This is a genomic window from Sneathiella litorea (genome assembly GCF_009882915.1).
Taxonomy (GTDB): domain Bacteria; phylum Pseudomonadota; class Alphaproteobacteria; order Sneathiellales; family Sneathiellaceae; genus Sneathiella; species Sneathiella litorea.
Window position 1 is genome coordinate 485781 of sequence record NZ_WTUW01000009.1, and the last position, 22246, is coordinate 508026.

Sequence of the window (22246 nt, forward strand, 5' to 3'; positions counted from 1 at the left end):
CTCGTTCACGTGCCCTTAGTAATCCCACTTCCAGAAAATACCAACACTGCTGTCTGTCGACTGCCCCATCTCGCTCTCCACTGAGATATTGGGTGTCAGTTCTATTTCCACCTTGGCCCGCGTACCGCCGGACTGGGTTCCCTGATCAACACCAACATAGATATTGTCGGTGACATATTTCCCGACACTTACCTCGGCTTCGCCCGTTTCCTGGTTGGTGCTGGCGCTGACCACATCCACACCAAGGGTATCACGGACAAAGCCCGTAATCCCGCCGCCGCTTCCCATTTTACCAGAGAGCGCCGCAACAGTTTCAGCAAGTTGGACCGCCTCCACCGCCGAGAGTTTCCCAGAGGATTTGCCAAATAATACCTGCGCCAGCACTTCATCCTCAGGTCGGCCGTCTGTTGATGAAAAACTAATTGTAGGGTTTGAGGCGGTGCCAGAAATTGTCACAATGGCCGTTATATTGGAGCCAGCATACTCTGCTGTTAACGACAGCTCAGGATTGATGGTTTCCCCGCCCAGGAGGGAAATTTCGCCGTCCACCAGTTTAAAACTTTTACCGGCAAAGGCGAACTGTCCCCGCACCGGGCTGATGTACCCCTCGATAACCGGTTTTGCTGCCGTGCCGCGGATTTTAAAATTCCCTTTCCATTCGGATTCAAGCCCGCGGCCACGAATGAAAACCCGGCTTGGCATATCAAGATCGATCTTCAGGAAAATCTTAGAAGGCTCCGTCTCTTCAAGTTCCTTTTTGGCTATTGCGCCGGGTTTGTTGACCTCCTCATACTTTACCTCAACGATATTTGGCGCAACGGAACCGCCGATATTGAGCTGTACATCTCGGGTCATCGCCATCCCGCCCACGTTGAGTTTGCCGGGATTCCCCTTAATGTCGATATTTCCATCGGTAATGACTGTAAATTCGTCGCGATTAACCGCGAGAAGATTGGAAAGGACGATATTCAGATCAACATCCGGATTCGTCAGTTTTGCAAAATCCACCGTTCCTGAGGTTGCGAGGGTGCCGCCCTGATTATCGATTGCATTGACCTCAATTTTTAGCTTATCCGCATCGGATATATCGGCGTTCAATACAATATTTTTCAGGATTGTGCCCTGTTCGACATCCTCAAAATAGCCATTACCAAGGCGCGCCTGACCAGTAATTTTTGGCACAGAAATCGTCCCGCTAACCGCTGCACTTGCAACAAGCTGCCCTCTCGCTATCTGTGTATCCAGCGCAAGAAGAGGCCATATCTTATTGATATCACTATCGATGTCTATTTTTAATTTAACCGGTTTATTTTCATCAATTAGTATTCTGGATTGATCCAGAGAAACGTCAAAAGGCATCCGGCCAGACAGATCAATGCTGGTGGCCTCCAGTCCCTTGACATCCCCATTGAACGCAAGCTCTCCATCTTTCAAGTCTGCATTTATTGTGTTCGCAAAAGACGGCAACTCTGCATACTCATCCCCCAGCAGCTTGATATCTGTCACATTGATAGTGGCCGTGCCCACCGCTGGAGCCCCTCTCCTTACCTGCAGCGCAATATCTCCATCAAGCCCCCCGGTGAAGGCATATGCCGAATTGACAAGGGAGACTAATTCGAGCGGAAGATCATTTATGTTAATATTAGCGCGAGCATTATCAGGTGAGTATTGCCCAGATCCTTGCACGCTCCCCGTTCCGAAGGACAAGGCAAACATATCAAGATCAATTTTCTTTCCTTCCAGATTGAGGGAAAGAGGAGTGGTCAACTCAATTTTTTGATCTGCAATAGCGCCGTCAAGCGCCGCGAGACGCAGTTTTGTATACCGATCTGTGAACGCCACGGACCCGCTGCCGGCAAGCTCAAGCTCAGGATCGAGACCACGTGTTAAGTCAAAACGATAATTAAGGTCGGACAAATCACCGGTCGCGCTTACGTTCAGTTCTTTTAGCTTTTGCCCGGCCGCCGCGATATTATCCGCATTTGCCCGGACGTCTAAGGTCGGTGTGTTGAAAGCGTCTGTCACGACAATATCGCCAGTGACTTTTTCCACGCTGAGGTCCGCAGAGGCCAAACTGAGCGCATTCGCCCCGAGTGTGGCTTTTACGGACTGCTTTCCATCATCATTTGCGAATGTCGCATCCAGATCGACGGACCCTGCCGCTTTCTCATCCAGGAGCGCAGCAACAGTCGCCAGATCCGGGATATTTGCTTTAAGAGCACCGAACAGCGGCATGCCGTCAAAAGGAATCGTGAGATTGCCCGTGACTTTGTTTTTCTGCTCAGACAAGGCGATATCAGATAGTTCCAAACGGCTGTAATCGGGGATGGCAAAGCTGGCCTTTGCGTTTGCAGTCAGGAGTTCATGGCGAAGCTTTGCTGCAAACTCCCCAATCGGCGAACTTGCCAGTGCTGATGCGTTATAAGTTACCTCAGCTATCCCCAAAGACGTTCCGTCGACGGCCAGATTTGCAGCCTTGAGACTCCCTTCGATGGAAGGGTCAGTAAGCGCGCCCGTCAGCCGTGCGTTTAATGCTGCCTTCCCCGCAAGAGATACCCCGGACAGATCACTGAGCTTTGCTAGGCTTGGCAGGGTTGCGACCAAATCAGCATCGATAGTGTCAAAGGCAAGTGGCAGGTTTGCTTTCCCGGCGACTCCTCCGGCACCGGTTGCAAGATTGATGTCCAGGACAGAAAGGGACTCATTCACTAGGTCAAGGTCAAGAGACAGGGATAACGCTGGTTCTTTCCCGATAAGGACCGTCAGCTTTTCTTCGCCCATATCAAGGTTGGCCATACGCGCCTTGAGCTCACCCAGTAGCTTCTGACTAATGTCGGAACTTGAGAGAGAAAGATCTGCGATGAGCTCCCCGCCCATGGGGGCCACAAGTGAAAGATCGTCAAGGCTAACCGATAAATCAGCCGTTGCGCTCATATCCGATGTATTCAGATTACCACGCCCTTCCGCTCTCACATGCTGGCCCAGCAAGCGCAGGGAACTAATAGTAAGCTGCTCACTCTCGACCCCATAAGCCAATTCAAAATCAACATCGAGGTTTTCCCCGACAAGGCTTTGTGCCTCATCAGGAAGCTTGGACAGGCTAACAAGGGCCGCAGAACCCGTTAGCGGCACGGTCGTCAGCGCGGCAAGGTCCAGCTCGGATGTGAAGGTGCCAGTTAGCGACTTCGCGGCAAGACTATTATCAATATCCAGATCGACTGCGGTTAAAATTGCGTTGGCCGTTAGCTTCTCAAAAGTCCCCAGGATATCAAGGTCGAGCGTTCCGTCCGAAATTGTCGCGGGCGCAATCAGGTCGTTTACCGGCGCAGTATTGCGCAGCGTGGTTTTAGTCGCCAGCTTGATTGCATCATTTGACGGATCAATATTGCCGCTCGCCTGCAAGCGAAAGACCCCATTTTCAATATTGGCGGAAGTGAGCGTTACCTCTGTGTTTGTCGTATCAAAGATCAGGGCCGCAGAGACAGAGATCCTCGACGTATCTAAAAGCGGGATATCTGCCGTGAGGGATTGGTCCAGCGCGCCGCCCCCATTCAGGTCAATAGTGATTTTCTCCGCACCTTGCGTCGCGACAGCAAAATCGGCGTCAAAAAGCTTGCCTGCACTCGCGCTAAACTGTCCCCGCCAGGCATTAAGGATACCATTACCAACTAAATCGACCTTAATCGCCGGGTAGCCGGGCAATGCCAAAAGCCGCGAAATAACGCCTCCTTCGGGCTCATCCAGCTTAACGTCCAAGGCAAGGGTTTCACGCGCCGGATCAAAATCCACGCTGCCGTCAAGAAGGATACCAGGCCCGCTTAATTCCGTCAGTTTGATCTCGCTGTGAATTATGTCGTTGATCTTGGCATTGAAATTCATCAGCAGAGCAAGGTCCGCCGGTTGACCGACAACTGGTTCCGCGATTTTTATCTCATTTATCTCAAGGCGCGACAGCCGGATATCTATAGGGAGGGAAGGCATTCCGGCAGGTTCTTCGCTTGCCTCAGAAGCCGGTAGCTCCGGCTGACGATTTACAGAGAGGGTTTTCGCGGTTACCGCGTTGACAGTGAGCGTCCCGGAGAAAAGATCAATAGGCGCCCAGGAAACAGCGATGTTCTCCGCGCTCAACCATTCACCTTTTGCATCCCGAAGCCGCATATTCTGGAACGTGAAATCGCTAAAAATATTTCCGTCCAGCGGTCCAAGCTCTAATTCAAACTCTCCCGGGGAGGAGGCTACAGTATTGACCTGGTCCACCAGCAAGGCTCGCCCGCTATCCGTTTGCAAAAAGACATAAACGCCCGCAATCGCAAGAAAAAGGATCAGGAAAGGCGCAAGAATGATTGCCGCAATAAGCTTTTTACGTGTCATCAAAATGCCTGACCAATACTGATATAGAACTGATAGGAATCATCTACATTCTTGCGCGGGTTCAAGGGTACCGCGACGTCAAAGCGGATCGGACCGATTGCGGTGTAGTATCGAAACCCGAGTCCCGCCCCCCAAAGAAACTCTCCAGAAAAGTCTGGCGCCATACTTTCAAAAACATTGCCGCCTTCAATAAAGGGAACAAGACCGATGCTGTCGGTAATCCGTGTTCGCGCCTCAAACCCGACTTCCAGGAGAGATCTTCCGCCAACGGGGTCATTGCTCGCATCAAGTGGCCCTACTGTCTGGTACTCGTACCCACGAACCGACCCGCCGCCGCCCGCGTAAAACCGTTTACTTGCCGGGATCGCGCCGGCGCTGTCTCCTGCCATCAGCCCAAGTTTACCGCGTGCCGCCAATACCAGGCGATCTTCGTCAAGCACGGAATAATAGGTGGAGCCGTCCATCTCAAACCTAATGAAATCAGGGGTATTATCATTAAGCCCGATATAAGGCACCAGAGATGCGGCGAAACGCCGACCTTTTGTTGGGTCTAGAAGGTCATCGGTGGAATCATAACGTGCCGTCAAGGGTAACCCGCCAAGCGCAAAATTTTCGGTGACACCACTTTCATCAATCTCGGAATACTCAGCGGTTACGCCTGCACCAACAACCCATTTTTTTCTCCACCGCCTGTCCAGCCCGACAAAGACAGAAATCGCATCTTCGTCATAGGCATCCGTGGTTTCGTTGCGAATGTCGACATTTGCATTGAAATTCTGGTCAATTTTCATGAAATTCGGTTTGACAAAGGTTACCTTTAACTCACGCCGGATTTCTGCGACCGTAAGATCAGCTCGAAGCGTCTCCCCTTCTCCGAAAAAATTACGATTTTCCCAATAATATTGTGTGCCAAAACCTTCACTGGTCGAGAAACTTGCACCCAGCCCGATAGACCGCCGATCCCGTTCCACGAAAACAAGGGTGATGGGAACCGTACTACCGGGCTGTTTCTTATCGCGGGACTTCAGCCGGACACTGTCAAAAAGGCCCGTCCGGAGGTAACGTCGCCGAAGATTATCAAGGACACGGTTATCGTAAAGTTTGCCTGGCTGCCATTGGGCGAGCCGCCGAATGTAATCTGTTTCGACCGTTTCAAGCCCCTCTAACCCGAGTTCCCCCATATAAAGACGGGGGCCCGCATCGATAGTGAGTGTCACTTCCATCGCATCAGTCGCAAAATCGACAATTGCATCCTGCTTCGCAACCGTCGCATCGGGAAAGCCGCGGTTGGCGAGATCGACAATTATCTGGGTTTGCGCATTGATGACAGGTTCTGCCCTTGCGGGCATTCCGATTTCTATGTTGAGACTGGATAACTCCGGAACGGAAGGAGTATCTTCCTCTTGCGTATAAAGAATCTCGAATTTTGTGATCCTGAAAAGCGGCCCCGGCGTGATATCAAAATTGATTTCGATCGGCTGCTGCTTGTTATCAATGCGCAGCTTTACTTCATTGCCATAGTACCCTTCCGACCGGAGAACCTTTTCAAAGCCTTCAACATCGGTTTCCGCCCGCCGGCGCAATGCGGCGAAACTGGGCGGAAGCTTGTCTGAAAGTTGCGTAAGACGAGAGGATTGTTCCAACAGGTCCAGCAATGCATCTGTTGGCGCACCCTTTATATTTACGTCATAGTCGAGATCTAATTCCGCAGGGGAAGCTTCCGCGGCTTCCGCAGCCCTCAAAGGATTTGCAGCCGCCATGGGCAGTGCGATCATCAGGATGATCAACAGGCAAATATTTTTAAGGTGGTTGAGCGGCAAGTGTCAAATTCTCGGAAATAGCCCGGAAATGCGCCCCGGACATTGGTCAAAGCTCGTTCTTTGCGACATAATCTGTTATCTTTAACCTAATGTTCCCTCTGTCCAGAGTCTAGGTCGCGCCCCAATAAAAAGCGCGGAAGAGAAGGAGAACAGCAATGTTTTCAACTTTAGGTTTATTAGGAAAGTTGGCTTATGACATATGACTTTAACATTTACCAATTCCTGAGAGAAACCGTTGCCGGACTGTATAATACAGGTCGCAATTAAGGAGAAGGATAATGTTTCGCACTATTTTGGCTCTGCTCGTTTTTATCACCCTGTCAACCAGCGCGGTATTGGCCGATCCGGTTAAGAAAAACCAGTTTGCCTCGGTCTATCTGAAAGGAGACAAAATCGGCCAGGTCCATCTGACAACAATACGGAACGAGAAAGGTGAAATTGAGGAAATGCACGCTAATGCTTCTGTCTCCTTTCTCGGAATGGAAGTCTATGGCTTTACCCAGAACCTGAAAGAAACCTGGTCCAACCGGGAACTCCAGAAAATGGAAGGGAAAACCGATGATAACGGCACCGCCCATCATATTTCCCTCAGTCGCGATACGGAAAACTATCTGGCGACCTATAATGGCAAAGAATCGACCCTGCCACTCACTGCCTTTCCAACATCCCCCTGGCATTACTCGATCACCGAAAATACGCTACTGTTCAATATCGTCGATTTTAAGCTTCTAAACGTAAAGATCGAAAAAGCGGCTGATACCATAAAAGTTGGCGATAAAGACATTAATGCCGAGAAATTCACCTTTACCGGAGACTGGGAAGCCAAACTCTGGTTCGATGCGAACAAGGAGTTCGTTAAGGGCGAATATGACGTCTCTGGCCGTCAAGTGACGGTTATTCTGGATTGAGAAATGCAGCAATTTTGAATTAAATTGACCCGAATTTTTCAATCGATATTAATCTCTTTTCGATTTACTGGCTTCTCGTTTATAGTATGTTCACAGGGAATAGTTGATTGGGTGGAACAATTTCGGATTTAAATGACACCGGGCCTTCCGGAGCGGACAAACGGAAATATAAACGCAAGACCGTCATGTGGAATGGAAAGCTGTCACTCCTATGGGGTGCCCGCCTGATGGGGAATGAGCAGACAGTGCCGGGTGTCGTTCGCGATATGTCGGTGACTGGCGCCAGATTTCAAACTAAACAAGATTTTCGCCCGACCAGTGATGTTATCCTCGAAGTCCCCCGTTTTGGCGCCTTCAACTGCCAACTCGTCTGGCAAAACGGTCATATTGTTGGTTTGAGTTTCGTCGATCCGCCAGAATTTATCTACAATACGATAAATTCAGCCTTACCCGGTATTTCACTCGACCCCAATCCGGTTCACTAGGCTGCAAGTTCCGCCGCATTCCGGAAAATCAGAGAGCTGTTAATCCCGCCAAACGCGAAATTGTTGCTCATCAGGTGACGAACGGAAATTTTTCGCCCCTCTCCCATCACATAGTCAATCTCGGCGCAGGCATCATCGACCGTATCTAGGTTCACCGTCGGCGCGAACCAGCCCTCCCGCATCATCTCTATGCCAAGCCACGCCTCGATCGCGCCGCAGGCGCCCAGACTATGCCCGAAATAGCCTTTAAGCGAATGAAAAGGAATATCCTGACCCATCACTTTCCTTGTCGCCTGGGATTCTGCGATATCCCCCTGCTCTGTCGCCGTACCATGGCCACTTATAAAATCAATGTCCGAGGCGGACAGCCCTGCATTATCGAGTGCACCCTGTATGGCGACTTCCATCGTTGCCTGTGTCGGATTGGTGATATGGCGCCCATCGGAATTGGTGGAGAAACCGACGATCTCGGCCAGGATCGGTGCGCCGCGCGCAACGGCATGGTCAAAGGATTCCAGCACCAATGTCGCCGCCCCTTCCCCAATCACAAGGCCATCGCGGTCCTTATCAAAGGGGCGCGGGGAAAGATGTGGCGTATCGTTCTTGATGCTGGTCGCATAGAGAGTATCGAACACTGCGGCCATGGTCGGGCAAAGCTCCTCGGCCCCACCTGCCACCATCAGGTCCTGCATTCCGTATTTGATGGCTTCATAGGCGTAACCGATACCCTGACTTCCGGATGTGCAGGCACTCGACGTCGGAATAACGCGCCCCGCAAGACCAAAGAAGACTCCTATATTAACCGCCGTTGTATGGCTCATCATCTTGACGTAACTGGTAGCCGTAAGTTCACGGGAATGACCGTCGCGCATCAGGTCGGTAAAGGCGACAACCGGCTTTGTGCTCCCGAAGGACGATCCGTAAGCGACGCCCATTTTTCCTGAATTCAGCACTGGATCGTTTAAAAGTCCCGCCATCTCCAGTGCACGCTCGGTCGCGTAGACTGCCATCTTCGAAACAGGCCCCATGCTTCGAAGCGCTTTTCTGGAATATCGCTTATCGACATTGAATTCCTCAACTGGACCGGCTAGGCGGGTATTGAGACCGTGATAAAAATCCCAGCTTTCCATGCGCCTTATGCCGGTTTCACCGTTGCGCATCTTTGCTGAAATCGTCTCCCAATCTTCCCCAAGGGAGGTGACCCCGCCCATACCTGTCACAACAACGCGCTGCACTATGCCATTCCCCCATTTACCGAAATAACCTGACGCGTGATATAGGCGGCGCCATCGGAGCAAAGAAAAGAGACCGTGGCCGCCACTTCGTCAACATCGCCCAGCCGACGGAGCGGGATCATCTTCATAATCTCGTCCAGCGGCAGATCATCCGTCATCGCCGACTCAATCAGGCCCGGCGCCACGCAATTGACAGTGATTTTCCGTTTTGCAAGTTCCAGTGCGAGCGCCTTCGCTGCCCCGATCAGGCCCGCTTTGGACGCGCTGTAATTTACTTGCCCACGATTACCCATCTCACCTGAAACCGAGGAGATCACAACAATTCTTCCCCCTTTGCGAGCCGAGACCATCGGCATGGTGATCGGTTTCAATACATTATAAAAACCATCCAGATTGGTATGGAGAACAGCATCCCAATCGTCATCGGTCATTGCGGGAAAAGCTGTATCACGGGTAATACCCGCATTGAGCACCGCGCCATAAAAGGCACCGAAGTCCTCCACTTCAGCCTCCAGGACATCACGGCATTGATCGCGGTCCGCAATATCAAACTGCACCAGGCGAGCCTGTCCACCGGCGGCCTCAATCAATTCAACGGTCCCTAATCCCGCATCACGATTCTGACCGCAATGGGCGACAATCTCATATCCGTCTTTAGCAAGCCTGAGTGCAATTGCCCGTCCGATACCACCGCTTGCGCCTGTAACTAGAATTCTGTTTTGCATCCACTCTCACGCGATAAATTTCAGGGTTGGTATACATTAAGCCGGGCTTCGGCGACAAGTTTTTCAGCCCTATGAATAGTACCGTCAAAAACAGCCATGGGCTTTTCGTCGTAAACCAGTTTAACTGTGACATCAAGTCTATCTCCAATCGCGAAAGCAGGGCACGAAAGTATCATGCTCCGCGTGCTGACGAGATAGCCGATTTTAACCCCTTCGCCTGCGTTGCGCGCCTTGATTCCACTATAGGCGGCAATCGATTGCGCCATATATTCAACACCGACATAAGCCGGGACCACGCCGCACTCAAGAAAGGGGCTATCTGCCCAAATATCCACCACAGAGGCTACTGTAGCCGCGTCATATGCCTCTACCCGATCGATCAGGATCATAGGTGGTGCATGGTAGAGAATTTCCGTAATGTTATAGGGGCAGGGCTGCATCAATTAGTCTCTTTACTTAAAATGACGCTAATATTATTGCCCCCGAAAGCAAAGGAATTTGTCATCATCGCGCGGGCATTGGACATCTGCGTCCCCTTTTCCACGAGGTTCATCGGCGGCAGGGCGGGGTCAACCTCGCCATCCCAGATATGGGGTGGCAACAACCCACCATCTGACTGTAACGCCAACCACAGGAACCCAAGCTCCGTACTGCCCGCTGCGCCAAGCGTATGGCCAGTCAGCGGCTTGGTTGAACTGCAGGGGACGTCGCCCAGCAACTCGTATACAGCCTTAGCCTCTACACTATCATTCAATTCCGTGGCCGTTCCATGGAGATTAAGATAGGCGATGTCCGTCGGCGCAAGACCACTTTCATCAAGTGCGCACCGCATCGCATTGTAAGCCCCAGTTCCTTCGGGGTCCGGGGTACTCATATGATAGGCATCCGACGTTTCCCCAACTCCGGCAAGGCGGACGGGCGCCGGCTCCCGGCTCATCAGGAATACGGCAGCACCTTCGCCAATATTAATACCATTTCGATTAAGACTGAACGGATTGCAGCGGGTGGATGAGATCAGGTCGAGAGAAGCAAAACCATTCATCGTCAAGCGGCAAAGCGTGTCCGCCCCACCCACGATCGCCGCATCGCACAGACCCGCCGCCATCATCCGCCGGGCCGAAGCAAGTGTCTTGGCGCTGGATGTACAGGCCGTGGAGATCGTCATGGCAAGCCCTGACAGGCCAAAGTAGGATCGGGCGAATAAGGCAAGGGAAGCATTATCCTGCCGTTGGTAATCGAACCCCTCAGGGAACGCTCCTGTTTGGACTTTCTCGGCGATCCCTTGTTCATTATCACTAATGCCGGATGTGCTGGTGCCAAGAATAACAGCGACCCGATCCGGCCCATACTTCTCAATGGCTGTGCGGATATCCGCTTCAATCTCCTGCATCGCCGCGAGTAACATCCGGTTATTGCGACTGTCGTAGAAGGCTTGCTCCGCTGCTATTGTCGGCAACGGCTGGCGAACAGTGCCAGTCATGACTTTCTGATTGAGCAGGAATCCGTCCTGCATCTGCATTCCGGCAGTATCACCAAGAAACAGCTGGTCGCTGACTGCCGCTTTACCGGCACCAAGGGCGTTGATCAAGCCGAGGGCGTTAAGATAAAACCCCTCCGTCATTCCGGTAACTCGTATGAAACAATGGTCATTACATAGCCAACCTCGGAATCACTGATCTGCACTGTTTCATTCCAGGCATTGTCCCGTCGGCTCTGGTAGTTAATCTCAAGATTTCCTGCACGGTCCCTGACTTTTTCCTGCATCGGATCATTCTCCGGCCAGTAGGTCGCAACAATGACTTTCAGGATATCGACGGCGTTGAGCTCTTCAGAGATCCAGTCTGCCTTTGCCGCACGCACACCAGCGTCATCCCAGAGAATATCAAACGCCCGTCGCCCCAGCGGGTCCACGCCAGCAATGAGCATCTTGTCTTCTCTCATGCTCAAGCGGATTTGCAAAGAAAATGGTTTATCGCCATATCGACCATCCAAGAGTTGGACAACCTCTCGCGTTTGACCATCGGGAAGGTCCCAAGGCAGGAAATCAGCTTCACGCACTGTCTCTGTCGCACAGGCCGTAACCCCGAACAGAAATAACAGAAAGAGAGATTTTATGCGCATTGCTGTGCCACCATATCCAGATATCGTCGGCCTTCGATCACGAAGGGATTCTTCTCATCCCAAGCATAGCCCGCCAGGATCGAAACGACCATCTGCTTGATCGGGTTATTATCACTGGGCGGATTAAAAATGATATCCTGTAGATCTCCGCGATACCAGGCTTCAACGAATGCACGAAAGCAATCCACGCCGACCTTAAGCGGCTGAGCGAAATCCTGCTCCCAGTCAACTTTCTCCCCAGACAACTGGCGCATCAAGGGTTCGATCAAAAGATCTGCCGATTTGAACGCTACCGTCACGCCAGATGAAAAAACCGGATCGAGAAATTCCCCGGCATTGCCGAGAAGTGCAAATTGGGGTCCGGCCATACGGGAAACCTTGGTCGAATAGCCCGATATTTCAGAGACCGGACGACGTTCCCGCGCGCCCTCCAGAAGCGTGCGCATACTCTCTGATTCTCGTATAATCGACCAGTATTTATCCGATTTACTTCCATCATACTGCGCGAGCTTTTCTGGCGGCACAATAACGCCAACAGAAGATTTCCTGCCTGAAAACGGGATCAGCCAATACCAAATATCCCGATATTTCGGATGTACTGCGATGAGGATCTTGTTACGATCAAAATCCCGCCCCTCCAATTCATCGTCAACATGAGTGAAGAGCGCATGACGCACGGGAAAATCCGCCGGTGCATCCAACTTCATCAGGCGCGGCAAGACGCGACCATACCCGCTTGCATCAACCAGGAACCGCGCCGTATGTTGAAAAGCACCTTCCGGCCCCTCCCCCGACACCTCAGCACCGGAGCTGTCAAATCTGACGGCCGTTACATCCTGTTGAAAGCGGACATCCGCTCCTGCATCCGCAGCTGCTTCGGCGAGCAAGGTGTCAAATTTTTCCCGCTCCACCTGGTAAGTTGTTCCAGGGCCTGCCGTGAATTTCCTTGAGAAGTCTATCGAGCTGAAGCGCCTGTCATCGGAGAAGTTGGCGCCATTCTTGTGCTGGAACCCCGCCGCATCAATTCGTGGCAGCAGACCTGCCTTTTCCAGAAATTCCATTGATTGCGGTAACAGGCTTTCGCCAATAACAAAACGCGGAAAGCTGCTTTTTTCCAAAACGGCAACCTTCAGTCCCTGCTGTACAAGGCGTGTCGCCGCAAGTGCCCCCGCAGGTCCAGCACCGATAATAATTACATCGAAATGATCAGATTTCACCGACATATTACAAGGGCTCCTTCATGGGGTGCTCAAGGTCTGCGGCACGCGGTGCCAATATATAAGCCAGCGTAATTCCGACCAGAATGGTAATCCCAAAAGCATGGATGGCGAATGTCTCGCTCAATGCCAGCAGACCGAACGCCAAAAGCGTAGAAATAGTTGAAAGTCCATTAGCCAGCATCGCGCGGCGCCGTCGTTCCCCTGCTGCTTCACGGTTAAAGATCGCGTAGTCAAGGCCGATGGCGAATATCAACATGAGTGACATGGCGTTGAAAAATGTAAAGGGTTCCCCTATCAAGGCAAGAAGGCAGGGCGCGAGAGCCACCGCCCCAACAGAAGGCATCATCACCTTCAGGGCGCCAAGAATACCGTAGCGTAAGGATAAAAACACCCAGACGACGCAATAGGCGATCCCGAGCATAACTAAAGCCCTTAGCCGGTATGCGCCAAAAGTCTTGCTCAGACTGTCTGCCTGACTGATCAGCGCGACAGTTGCCGATTTCTCGGCAAGTTTTACGAGCGGCGCCGTATCCTTCACTTCGGAAAGCGACACCGCATGAACCACAATGCCAGGAGTCGTATAAATTTTTAAGTGGGAAATCAGCCCCGGCATATCAGCTTTAGAAAACTGGTCAATGGTCAAAACACCCTCAATTTTCTGGTAGGGCAAACCTCCGGAAAGACCAATTGTGGCCATATGATCGGCGAGTTTTGGCATCAACAGCTTCTCAACAAGTGCCTGGTTTTCAAGTTGGCGCGATTTTGACGGAACAAATTGCGATATCATCCGATAGCTGCCAATGACCCCACTCGCTCGAAGTGCTTCCAGATCCAGCGCAAGAGTTTCCTCAGCCTGTAAAACCTCTTCCGAATTTGATCCGCGCACAAAAAACCGATGAGTCTGGTTCTCAATCCCGGCAAGATGACGGATCGCCTGTTCTTCCGCCTGAAGGCCCTTGGGGAGAGACTGTAACCGGCGGACGTCATCATCCACCGTAATTTGTGTTGCGCCGAACAATCCCGCTATTACAAGCAGCACCACAAATAGCAAACGCCACTTCCGGGTGCTGTCCTGCCACCAGAAATTATGGAGCGTCATCGACAATTTTAAATAACGTTCTCCATGTTGAAAGGGCTTGGTGCGATCCAGATAAGGAAAAACATACAACACCGTTAAATAGGCCAGAGTCAGACCGGAGGCCGAGAATACGGCTATTTGCTGAAGTCCGGGAAACGGCGTGAGGGCAAGCGTAACGAAACCGAGGACCGAGCTCACCAGACCTAGCGTCAGACCGGAACGAATGGCTCTGGCCCGCGCGCCAGGAACAGTTGTCGTCTGATTGAACCGTTCACAAAAATAATGAAATGCATAATCTACGGAAATACCAATCAGTCCTGCACCGAAAACGAGCGCCAGCAGCTGCAACGTGCCAAAGAAAAGAAGCGTGACAGCCAGACCGCCCGCAATTCCCGACACGATCGCCAAAAGGCTGAGCGCAAGAGGCTGAAAACTCCGAAATACCAGGAAATTCAGAATGACAATGCCAATCAGCGAAATCATGCCGATAAAGCCTGCTTCATCCTCAGCCTGCCGATAGGCATGCTCTCCATAAAAAATGGCACCGGTCTTCAGTATCTGAATATCGCCATAACGTTTCTGAAGTCTACTCTCCGCCTCATCAAAGATGTGGCGGGCGCGCGATTGAAACCCCTTGTCGAATGGATTTTCAACGAGCCTTCCCCTGACCAAAACAAACCATTTTCCGTTTTCTTCAACCGCGAGGACATTGGCACGGCTCAACAGTTTCGAGCTGTTTTCTGTACTCGCGGTCAGATAGTTGGGTAGGAGTAGAAATGGATCCCGCCGGATCAATTCCGCATCTGCCAAGGAAAGCGGCGACAGTATCTGCACCAAGGCCCGATTGACGAGAACCTGCTCCTGTCCCGCGGAAAGCAAGCGGCGGTCCCCTACTCCCAGTAGTCCGGTCCGATAAGGAAAAAGGGATTCTGTCAGGTTTTGAAGATTTGAAAGTTGTGCCGACTCCTGCGCTAAATTGACAATATTGTTTTCTGCCAGTGTTTTGCCAAGATCCAGAGCTGCGGATCGCGCGGTTTCAAATTCCGGATGTCCGACGAGAACGATCAACTGATCCGTTCCTTGAGTTCTCTCCGCTGCTTCTGATCGGGAGACCCATTCCGCCTCCTCTGAATGAGGAAGCATCGCCACAATATTGGTATCGAGCGGAAGGCCATCCTGCAGGCGCCAGGAAATAATTGCGACCGCACTACAAAGCAAAGCTATATAGACCCAGAGACCCGCGCGGTTCACGGCTGCTTTTCCTTACTGCTTTCGGCTGCCGTATTGATCTCCGCCATCGGCGCTTTTCTTTGCTCTGAAAAGGTAATGACATCGCGATCACCATTGCTCTTTACTATCTCCACGACGTCCAAAAAATCACTAATCTCGAAATTCAGATACGCGAAGGGTAATGTCAGGCCACTGGCCTTCGGTGAGAAACGCAACGAATATTTTCCATCGGCAGGGGTAAGCTTTGCTCCCGCCATTTCTTCGAGTGGCTCCCAGTTACCGCTCAAGCTGTTCTCAAATGTATCGCGTAGTATTTTAAAGCCCGGAAATTGCTTGAAGCTGAGACGTGTCACCTCTGCTCCCTTCAGGCCCTGCCGCAGCCCTTCATCATCAATGACCATCCTGCTGAAAAACGGCTTTTCGGTTTGCCAGATTAACGCCGATCCCGGCAGCAGGAAAAACTCGCCTTCGGACACGATTGGCTTGTCAAATCCCCGCAGATATCGAGCTTGCTCGAAGCGTCCCATCAACGCTTCTCCATCTGAGAGTGTAATTGGCACTGCCCGGGCTGAACCTGTAGCCACCACTATCACAACAGATATCATAAAAAGGAGCGATTTTAGCACAACAGGGCTTCAACTTTTCGGTATAGAATTGATGGAGACTGGAATAACATTTCCTCCGAATTCTTATCAATCGCTACCTGAATTGTAAATCCCCGAGTCAACCTCTCCTCTGTAGTCGCATCCGTGATCTGATATTGAATTTTAAGTCGATTTTCATATTCAACGAGAGTGGCGGTCACCTTGACTTCCTGAGCAAAGCGGATCGGGCGGATATACTTGATGCGCATATCAACAATCGGCCAGGCAAAACCGCTATCGTTCATCTGCTCATAATTGAAATCCAATTTGTCAAGGAGGGCGCAGCGGGCCTGCTCAAAAAACCGGGCATAGTTTCCATGCCACACAATCCCCATCGGATCGAGATCATAGAATTGACTCTTTACCGTAATATCCGCCGATATCATGTTGTTTCCTCATGCTTTTTATCTGGCATGTTTATTTGTTCTGGAACGGCCCAGAAATCATAGAAATTGTACCACTGATCCGGATATTTTTGACAATTTTCCTGCAAGATCCTTACATATTCTGTCATTGGCGCTTCAAGGCCGTCTTTGGGCGGCCTTGGTCGATTGACGCGATCAGTGATTTTGTCAAAAAGGATGCGGAATTTTTCACCGTCGCGCAAGCAATGAAGCGCATAGACCGGGCTCCCGAGCAATGCCGCGATTAACCAGCCCCCTTCAGAAAAGGGGGCAGGTGCTCCTAAAAAGTCAAGCATCCGGATCCGCTTACTTCCCTCAAGAGGGATTCTGTCTCCCGCAATAACGACCCAGTTACCCGCTGCTAGTTTCTCTTGAAGTTCAATCAGCGTCGCAGGGCCGATGTCCTGTACTTCCATAATATCTACGGTTGCAGCCGGATTAGCCTTACTCAATATGTTGGTAAACCGCACGGCATTGCGCGTGTGAGCGAAAACAGTAATGTTTTTAATGCCACGTGCCGCCCCGACGGCACGCAGGATATCGACATTTCCCAAGTGTGAAGTCACAACCATGATGCCAGGTTTACGATTTGCCAATGCATCGAGCGAGGCCAGATCTTCACTAAAAATATCGTTGATTTGGATAGTGCCAAGCCAGGCGGCCAATTTATCAAGGGCCATCGCAGCAAAGGAACGGTAATGTCGCCAAATATCCAACAGGCTTGGTTCCCGATCCTCTCCTCGCGCAAGGTAAAGGCGGCGCCAATAGATGCGAGAAGCTTCCCGTTGCTCCCGTCCGGTTGCAAAAAAATAAAGCAGAACCGGTTGCATCGCATACCAGCAAATCCGGCGCCCGGCAATTCGGTATATCGAGAAAAGGATTTTCAGACCAAGAGTGGCACCGCGCTCATTAATACGCCCCCAATGACTTAGGCTACGGCTATCTTCTTTGCGATTAAATGGAAACTTCGGCAATCGGCGCAACATGCCAAACACTAGCCGAGTATGCATTTTGGTAATTAGCCAGTTATCTGCACCGAGCCGAAAGTTGGAGATATTATCCTCCGGATAGGTCACATGGATCGGCAGCATCCGGACCGGCGTGCCCCGCCAGTACATCCGCACCATGATCTCCGTGTCAAAATCCATGTAATAACCGACTGTTTCGCGATCTATGATGTCGACTGCAGCCCGCAATGGATATATCCGATAACCGCACATGCTATCGGTAATGACGGTCGAGAGCGTCTCGATCCAGACCCACACATGAGTGATCCATCGTGCAAACTTCCGCAAGACCGGAACTGTCTCATCATAGATCGGCTGGCCACTGATGAGCGCTTCGGGGTGAATCTCCGCTAGCTGGATCAGCGCTGGCAGGGCCTCAAGATCATGCTGCCCATCTGCGTCAATTTGCAAGACATGCGTATAACCTTCATCAGCGGCCAGGCGAAACCCCGCCATCACTGCCGCCCCCTTGCCGCCATTCTCCGGCTGACGATGAAGGGTTATGCCCTGCGCCGGATCATCAAATTGCGCCAAAGCAGACTTCGCCGGCTCCTGACTGCCGTCATCAATTATGAATATCCGAAGGCCATGCGCCTGCAAGGCATCGACCACCGTCGCGATATGGCGGTAGTGATTATAGCTCGGGACTATCGCCGCAAGGGAAAAACTCATAGATCCGTCAGTTCAAAAAAGCCCGACGAACATTTTTCACTGCCCTCGTGATAGGCAAAGTGGAGCCGCCCTTTCTCCCGGTGCCATTCTAGTCGGAGCCGAAGTAGCGCTCCCGCAACGATAAGCCTTGAAAATTTGAGTTGGCCAAGACGCGTAAAATTGCCCGTAATATCAAAATATTTTCGCGCAAAAACTGCCGCCCAGTCAATTTGCGCGACACCGGGAAGCACCGGCTCCTCCGGAAAATGTCCCTGGAACTGGAATAGGTCGGCATTTGCGAAAAGTTCCAATTCGACGATATCACCATCAAGCTGTTCCGCGCGGATGTCCGGAAGAGTGCGGCTATCAGACCATTTTATATTGGAGAATTCTGTCATAACCGGCACAGTTTAGTCTGCCCCTTCTTCGCTCGCAAATAATTCATCGAGAGAGGCCTGCTGTCGTTTTCCCTGTGCATTGATCGGCAACCGCCCCACAAAACGCCAGCGCCGTGGCAGCGCAGCATTCTCCAGATAGGGTGACAGTTCCCGTCGCAAAATTCGGTTCAGGCGAAAGCCCCCGATTTCCTGATGTCGCTGCCAACCGGGCGCGGATAACTCTACTACTGCGACAAGGGTTGCCCGATCTTCCTTGAGGATAAACACAGCGGCATCCCTTACATAGTCAGACTGGATCAGGTATTTTTCAACTTCGATCAGGGAAATGCGTTTCCCCTCAATCTTGACGAACTGATTGGCACGCCCTGCCAGTATAAAGCTTCCATCCTCCAGCAACTCAACAATATCATTCGTGACATCCCAGTCTGCACCGTCGGTATAAATCGATTTCACACTAAGCAACTGCTGCGTATCGATCCGGGTTTGCACGCCAGGTAATGGCGTAAAAGGTGTGCGCGGGTCTTTCTGTTGACGGTGGGCGACACCCCCGGTTTCCGTACTTCCAAAAATTTCCGTTGGCAGGGTTCCGAATTTTACAGAGGCATCTTGCGCGGCTTCAAAGGGCAAAGGACCGCCAGCCGTAAATATCACAGGCGTCCTTTCTTCATGAGGCAACGGATCAAACGGCGGAATACGGGTCAGATGCGCCGGGCTGGAGACGAAACAGGACCGGGGCGGCGCAGCGGCAAGCAATTCTTCCCAAATCTCAAATATTTCGGGGAAAAACACCCGTCCTTCGCAAAGCGGTAACAGACATTTAAAGTAAAGCCCAAAAATATGCTGGTGGCTGACAGTGCCTAGTGTCGCAGCACCGTTAAGCTTTGCGCCGAATATCTGATCAAGAACGATCAACTCATTCTCGATCTGAGCAAGGCTTTTCGGAACGCGTTTGGGTTGGCCCGTGGATCCAGACGTGTAAAAATCAAGATAGCATTGGTCAGGATCGAGTTCCTTGAAAGTTGGTTCAACACCTGATTTGCCATCAATTACTATCTGGTTGTCATCCCCGATATCGCAAATATCGGACATAAGCGGACATTCCATTTTAACAAAATGCGTGAGCATTCCGGGAAGTGCATTTGGCGGCACGATAATTCGGCAATCGGTTTGAAAGGCTGCCAGCATGCCGCACACAAAGGCGTAGCTGCTCTTTGTTGCAAGAACGACCTGATTTACACCCCGGCTCCTGATGTGCAGGCACAAATGTGCGATTTCGGCTGTCAAGTCAGCAAAGCTGCGATCCTCACCGGAAATCCGGGCAACGGGTGTATCCCCAGCACGATCAGAAATCAGCAGCTTCGATATGGGAATAAACAACTCTCAACTCACTTTTTTTCGTTTTACGAACTGGCGAAGGACAAATTCACCGCCAAACATAAGACCGATCAATAGATAGGAAATAAACCCGTTATAAAGCGTCCATATCGCCAGATGGGCATACAGCGCGGTCCAGAGCGAGACGGCCGCATTAAGAAGAAAAAAAACGATCCAGGCCACTGTTACATGACGCGTATAGACAATGGCCCGCGCGTCAAGCTCGCCTTCCATTCTTCTGGCAAAACGTTCGATTATCGTAGGTGGGTAAATCAGGGAAAAACCGAAAACCCCCGCGAACGAAAGGCTAATTAACACCGGATATACCTTGATCGCCAACATGTCATTTACGATCAAAAGAACCGTAATAACACCAAGGATAACCGGATAAATCCAGAATTCAGGCTTTCGTCCTGATTGCTTGCGGCGAAGTAATAATCGCAAGATCAGAAAGGCTATCAATGCGCTGCCCACGGCCAGTGGGGAAAATTTCATAAGTCCGAAATAAACGACGAATGGATAGGCCAGTCCAATAAGGACAAGCAGAAGGTCCAGCAGCCGAAATTTATGCCGCCAAGAGAGCATGGACCCGGTCCACCACGTCACCTACTGAGCGTACTGTCCGGAATTCGTCAGGCGGTATTTTCTTTCCTGTCAGATCCTGCAACTTGACCACCAGATCCACCGCATCGATGCTGTCCAGATCCAGGTCGTCATAAAGCTGTGCCTCTTCGGTGATTAACTCCGGAGGAACTTCAAACATATCTTCCAGATATTCATGGAGCTTTTCGTAAATCTCGTCGCGGGTCATGCGCCCAGCTCCTTCCTTTCGGATGTAATGAAGCGGGCGAGACTTCGCACGGAAGCGAAATGCTCTTTCAAATCATCATTCTTGGCGTTAATTTTAATGCCATAGGATTTCTGAATGGCGACTCCTAATTCCAACGCATCAATTGAATCAAGACCCAATCCATCAACGAACAGGCGCTCCTCGCTGTCGATCTCCTCGGGTGTAATATCCTCTAGGTTGAGGGTCTTAATCACCAGTTTCTTAATTTCCAGTTCAAAATCATTCATTACAGAGTTTTCCAATATAGTACTGCTCCAGTTCGCGCGTTAGCTTGCGTACTTTTAATGATCTCGGTTCATGCCTTAGATAGTCCGTCATGTCCAGTTGTTCGTTAAAGGTTATATCAAAGCAAGCCTGATGCGGCGGGATAGCATACCACGGACTTCCTTTCGTTAAGGTTGACGGTTTGCATATTATGGTGACGAGTTGGATCGGGGCGCTGAAATGCGTCGCAATATTGGCGAAGCCCCGCTGGAATTTAAGCGCCTGCCCGGGCACCGACCGCGTCCCTTCAGGAAAAACCAGAATATTCTGCCCATTTTTCAATGCTTTTTCGCATTGCGCCAGCATCTTTTCTGCATCGCCATCATTGCGGATGTAGCCCGCCGCGCGCATCACTCCGCCAAGGTAGATATTATCCCAAAGCTCATGTTTGACAATGCATTGTACATCGGGCATCCGCGACATCAAAAAGACCGTATCCAGCAAGGAAGGATGATTGGCAACAATAAGAGCGCCGCGTACATCCTTCAGTCTATCCGTATCGTGAAAACGGGAATCGATAATGCCGCCAACCCGAAGCAAATATACGAAAACACGGAAGGCGTAATAAATGGATTTTCTCACCCGCCGAATGCGCAATGCTTCATCCCTGGTGAAGAATGCAATGGATGTAAAAACAAAGACTGTCATAAAAATACCGCCGAGACCGAAGAAGGCAAAGGCAAGCCCCGTCCCGATCAAGCGCCAGACATAATTCAACCGTTCAAGCATGACGTCTGCACCACCAGTCACCCTCCGCGCCGGACCAGTTCCAGTTGGTCTCCCCCCGCAACAGGAAGCGGATAAAGCTTGTCATCGGGTCGCCCGGCATGTCCCGCGTCTGTGTTCCGGAAAATCCGAAGGAGTAAGCCCCCTCGCCTTGCGCCGCCGCATCGATGACCAGAGCCAATGCACAAACGGGGACTTCCCGATCCTGAAAGGGTGCATAGAAATCAGGGAGTGTTTCATCCGCATGCAGCAAGAGAACCGGTGATGATGGATCCTCATTAAGGCAGGCCAACGCTTCTATCAGCCCCAGACACAAACTTTCCCCACCCGCAGCAATTGCCGTTTGCGCCGCGCGATTTTTACGAACGATGGAAAGCATTCCCGCAAGGGAATTATGAACCGACATGCCAAATCCTGTGGGGGAAATGGGCTCCTCCACCGCAAGACTTTGCAGCAACGATAGCATCTCGTTGACATTGCCATTGCGGGAACTGAAAACGACACGAGAATTCTCTTCTGGCTCGACATCCATCGCAACGCGAAGTGCAATTTTACCCAATCGTGATAGACGCCGACGCAGTCCGGCCGGGAGATCACGGACATCTGGCGTAACCTCCCCCACCGGAATATCAGCTTCACCGCGGGCCCACTGCTGCCATGCCTCGGGCCCGTCGAGTGATGGTGCCCAGGCAGACCATCGCCGAACTGTAAAGGGAATTCCGCTCTTCACCTATC

General features: G+C 51.3%; 21 protein-coding genes. 2 read left to right on the forward strand and 19 right to left on the reverse strand.

Annotated features, from left to right (window positions below; genetic code table 11):
* Positions 1 to 15: 15 nt before the first annotated feature.
* Both GQE98_RS16330 and GQE98_RS16335 read right to left on the reverse strand, forming a co-directional pair.
* Positions 16 to 4371 (reverse strand): translocation/assembly module TamB domain-containing protein, encoded by a 4356-nt coding sequence (locus GQE98_RS16330; RefSeq protein WP_161316769.1) that lies wholly within the window; start codon positions 4369 to 4371, stop codon positions 16 to 18.
* Positions 4371 to 6191 (reverse strand): autotransporter assembly complex protein TamA, encoded by a 1821-nt coding sequence (locus GQE98_RS16335; protein WP_161316770.1) that lies wholly within the window; start codon positions 6189 to 6191, stop codon positions 4371 to 4373. The genes GQE98_RS16330 and GQE98_RS16335 overlap by 1 nt, the downstream gene beginning before the upstream one ends.
* 278 nt (positions 6192 to 6469) lie before the next feature.
* Between GQE98_RS16335 and GQE98_RS16340 the strand changes: the two genes are divergently transcribed.
* Both GQE98_RS16340 and GQE98_RS16345 read left to right on the forward strand, forming a co-directional pair.
* Positions 6470 to 7099, forward strand: coding sequence for a DUF6134 family protein (locus GQE98_RS16340; RefSeq protein WP_161316771.1), 630 nt, complete (start codon positions 6470 to 6472; stop codon positions 7097 to 7099).
* A 107-nt stretch (positions 7100 to 7206) separates the two neighbouring features.
* Entirely contained in the window at positions 7207 to 7584 is a 378-nt protein-coding gene (locus GQE98_RS16345) for a PilZ domain-containing protein (protein ID WP_161316772.1), read from the forward strand.
* Here GQE98_RS16345 and GQE98_RS16350 read toward each other — a convergent pair.
* The 17 genes from GQE98_RS16350 to GQE98_RS16430 are packed head-to-tail and all read right to left on the reverse strand — an operon-like array spanning position 7581 to position 22241.
* Positions 7581 to 8819, reverse strand: coding sequence for a beta-ketoacyl-ACP synthase (locus GQE98_RS16350; RefSeq protein WP_343044235.1), 1239 nt, complete (start codon positions 8817 to 8819; stop codon positions 7581 to 7583). The two genes, GQE98_RS16345 and GQE98_RS16350, sit on opposite strands and share 4 nt — an antisense overlap.
* Positions 8819 to 9544, reverse strand: a complete 726-nt coding sequence (locus GQE98_RS16355; protein WP_161316773.1) for a 3-ketoacyl-ACP reductase FabG2 — start codon at positions 9542 to 9544, stop codon at positions 8819 to 8821. The genes GQE98_RS16350 and GQE98_RS16355 overlap by 1 nt, the downstream gene beginning before the upstream one ends.
* A 20-nt stretch (positions 9545 to 9564) precedes the next feature.
* Positions 9565 to 9984, reverse strand: a complete 420-nt coding sequence (locus GQE98_RS16360; protein ID WP_161316774.1) for a hotdog family protein — start codon at positions 9982 to 9984, stop codon at positions 9565 to 9567.
* On the reverse strand, positions 9984 to 11165 hold the full coding sequence (locus tag GQE98_RS16365) for a beta-ketoacyl-[acyl-carrier-protein] synthase family protein (RefSeq protein ID WP_161316775.1): 1182 nt from the start codon (positions 11163 to 11165) through the stop codon (positions 9984 to 9986). The genes GQE98_RS16360 and GQE98_RS16365 overlap by 1 nt, the downstream gene beginning before the upstream one ends.
* Positions 11162 to 11665 carry a DUF3261 domain-containing protein gene (locus GQE98_RS16370; RefSeq protein ID WP_161316776.1) on the reverse strand — a complete coding sequence of 168 codons (504 nt, stop codon included), beginning with the start codon at positions 11663 to 11665 and terminating at the stop codon, positions 11162 to 11164. Before GQE98_RS16370 ends, GQE98_RS16365 begins: the two co-directional genes overlap by 4 nt.
* Positions 11656 to 12882: a tryptophan 7-halogenase gene (locus GQE98_RS16375; RefSeq protein WP_161317392.1), complete on the reverse strand. Its 1227-nt coding sequence runs from the start codon at positions 12880 to 12882 to the stop codon at positions 11656 to 11658. Before GQE98_RS16375 ends, GQE98_RS16370 begins: the two co-directional genes overlap by 10 nt.
* A gap of 7 nt (positions 12883 to 12889) precedes the next feature.
* Positions 12890 to 15214 (reverse strand): MMPL family transporter, encoded by a 2325-nt coding sequence (locus GQE98_RS16380; RefSeq protein ID WP_161316777.1) that lies wholly within the window; start codon positions 15212 to 15214, stop codon positions 12890 to 12892.
* Entirely contained in the window at positions 15211 to 15777 is a 567-nt protein-coding gene (locus GQE98_RS16385) for a LolA family protein (protein WP_161316778.1), read from the reverse strand. The genes GQE98_RS16380 and GQE98_RS16385 overlap by 4 nt, the downstream gene beginning before the upstream one ends.
* Positions 15778 to 15812: 35 nt before the next feature.
* Positions 15813 to 16223, reverse strand: coding sequence for an acyl-CoA thioesterase (locus tag GQE98_RS16390; protein ID WP_161316779.1), 411 nt, complete (start codon positions 16221 to 16223; stop codon positions 15813 to 15815).
* Positions 16220 to 17920: a glycosyltransferase family 2 protein gene (locus tag GQE98_RS16395; protein WP_161316780.1), complete on the reverse strand. Its 1701-nt coding sequence runs from the start codon at positions 17918 to 17920 to the stop codon at positions 16220 to 16222. Before GQE98_RS16395 ends, GQE98_RS16390 begins: the two co-directional genes overlap by 4 nt.
* The gene (locus GQE98_RS16400) at positions 17917 to 18297 is read right to left on the reverse strand and encodes an ApeI family dehydratase (RefSeq protein WP_246157391.1); all 381 of its coding nucleotides are present in this window, start codon (positions 18295 to 18297) and stop codon (positions 17917 to 17919) included. The genes GQE98_RS16395 and GQE98_RS16400 overlap by 4 nt, the downstream gene beginning before the upstream one ends.
* A 12-nt stretch (positions 18298 to 18309) precedes the next feature.
* Positions 18310 to 19674, reverse strand: coding sequence for an AMP-binding protein (locus GQE98_RS16405; protein ID WP_161316782.1), 1365 nt, complete (start codon positions 19672 to 19674; stop codon positions 18310 to 18312).
* Between the two features lie 3 nt (positions 19675 to 19677).
* The gene (locus GQE98_RS16410; protein WP_161316783.1) at positions 19678 to 20256 is read right to left on the reverse strand and encodes a COG4648 family protein; all 579 of its coding nucleotides are present in this window, start codon (positions 20254 to 20256) and stop codon (positions 19678 to 19680) included.
* Positions 20237 to 20482 carry an acyl carrier protein gene (locus GQE98_RS16415; protein WP_161316784.1) on the reverse strand — a complete coding sequence of 82 codons (246 nt, stop codon included), beginning with the start codon at positions 20480 to 20482 and terminating at the stop codon, positions 20237 to 20239. The genes GQE98_RS16410 and GQE98_RS16415 overlap by 20 nt, the downstream gene beginning before the upstream one ends.
* On the reverse strand, positions 20479 to 20748 hold the full coding sequence (locus tag GQE98_RS16420) for a phosphopantetheine-binding protein (protein WP_161316785.1): 270 nt from the start codon (positions 20746 to 20748) through the stop codon (positions 20479 to 20481). The genes GQE98_RS16415 and GQE98_RS16420 overlap by 4 nt, the downstream gene beginning before the upstream one ends.
* Positions 20741 to 21535 carry a 1-acyl-sn-glycerol-3-phosphate acyltransferase gene (locus GQE98_RS16425; protein WP_161316786.1) on the reverse strand — a complete coding sequence of 265 codons (795 nt, stop codon included), beginning with the start codon at positions 21533 to 21535 and terminating at the stop codon, positions 20741 to 20743. The genes GQE98_RS16420 and GQE98_RS16425 overlap by 8 nt, the downstream gene beginning before the upstream one ends.
* Positions 21507 to 22241 carry a beta-ketoacyl synthase chain length factor gene (locus GQE98_RS16430; protein ID WP_161316787.1) on the reverse strand — a complete coding sequence of 245 codons (735 nt, stop codon included), beginning with the start codon at positions 22239 to 22241 and terminating at the stop codon, positions 21507 to 21509. Before GQE98_RS16430 ends, GQE98_RS16425 begins: the two co-directional genes overlap by 29 nt.
* Positions 22242 to 22246: the final 5 nt, after the last annotated feature.

Excerpts from the sequence above, each read along its gene's own strand:
- GQE98_RS16410 (WP_161316783.1), bottom strand. The coding sequence starts at position 20,256 with ATGCTCTCTTGGCGGCATAAATTTCGGCTGCTGGACCTTCTGCTTGTC.
- GQE98_RS16395 (WP_161316780.1), bottom strand. The coding sequence starts at position 17,920 with ATGAGTTTTTCCCTTGCGGCGATAGTCCCGAGCTATAATCACTACCGC.
- GQE98_RS16370 (WP_161316776.1), bottom strand. The coding sequence starts at position 11,665 with ATGCGCATAAAATCTCTCTTTCTGTTATTTCTGTTCGGGGTTACGGCC.
- GQE98_RS16340 (WP_161316771.1), top strand. The coding sequence starts at position 6,470 with ATGTTTCGCACTATTTTGGCTCTGCTCGTTTTTATCACCCTGTCAACC.
- GQE98_RS16330 (WP_161316769.1), bottom strand. The coding sequence starts at position 4,371 with ATGACACGTAAAAAGCTTATTGCGGCAATCATTCTTGCGCCTTTCCTG.
- GQE98_RS16400 (WP_246157391.1), bottom strand. The coding sequence starts at position 18,297 with ATGACAGAATTCTCCAATATAAAATGGTCTGATAGCCGCACTCTTCCG.
- GQE98_RS16420 (WP_161316785.1), bottom strand. The coding sequence starts at position 20,748 with ATGAATGATTTTGAACTGGAAATTAAGAAACTGGTGATTAAGACCCTC.
- GQE98_RS16390 (WP_161316779.1), bottom strand. The coding sequence starts at position 16,223 with ATGATATCGGCGGATATTACGGTAAAGAGTCAATTCTATGATCTCGAT.
- GQE98_RS16355 (WP_161316773.1), bottom strand. The coding sequence starts at position 9,544 with ATGCAAAACAGAATTCTAGTTACAGGCGCAAGCGGTGGTATCGGACGG.
- GQE98_RS16415 (WP_161316784.1), bottom strand. The coding sequence starts at position 20,482 with ATGACCCGCGACGAGATTTACGAAAAGCTCCATGAATATCTGGAAGAT.
- GQE98_RS16365 (WP_161316775.1), bottom strand. The coding sequence starts at position 11,165 with ATGACGGAGGGGTTTTATCTTAACGCCCTCGGCTTGATCAACGCCCTT.
- GQE98_RS16360 (WP_161316774.1), bottom strand. The coding sequence starts at position 9,984 with ATGCAGCCCTGCCCCTATAACATTACGGAAATTCTCTACCATGCACCA.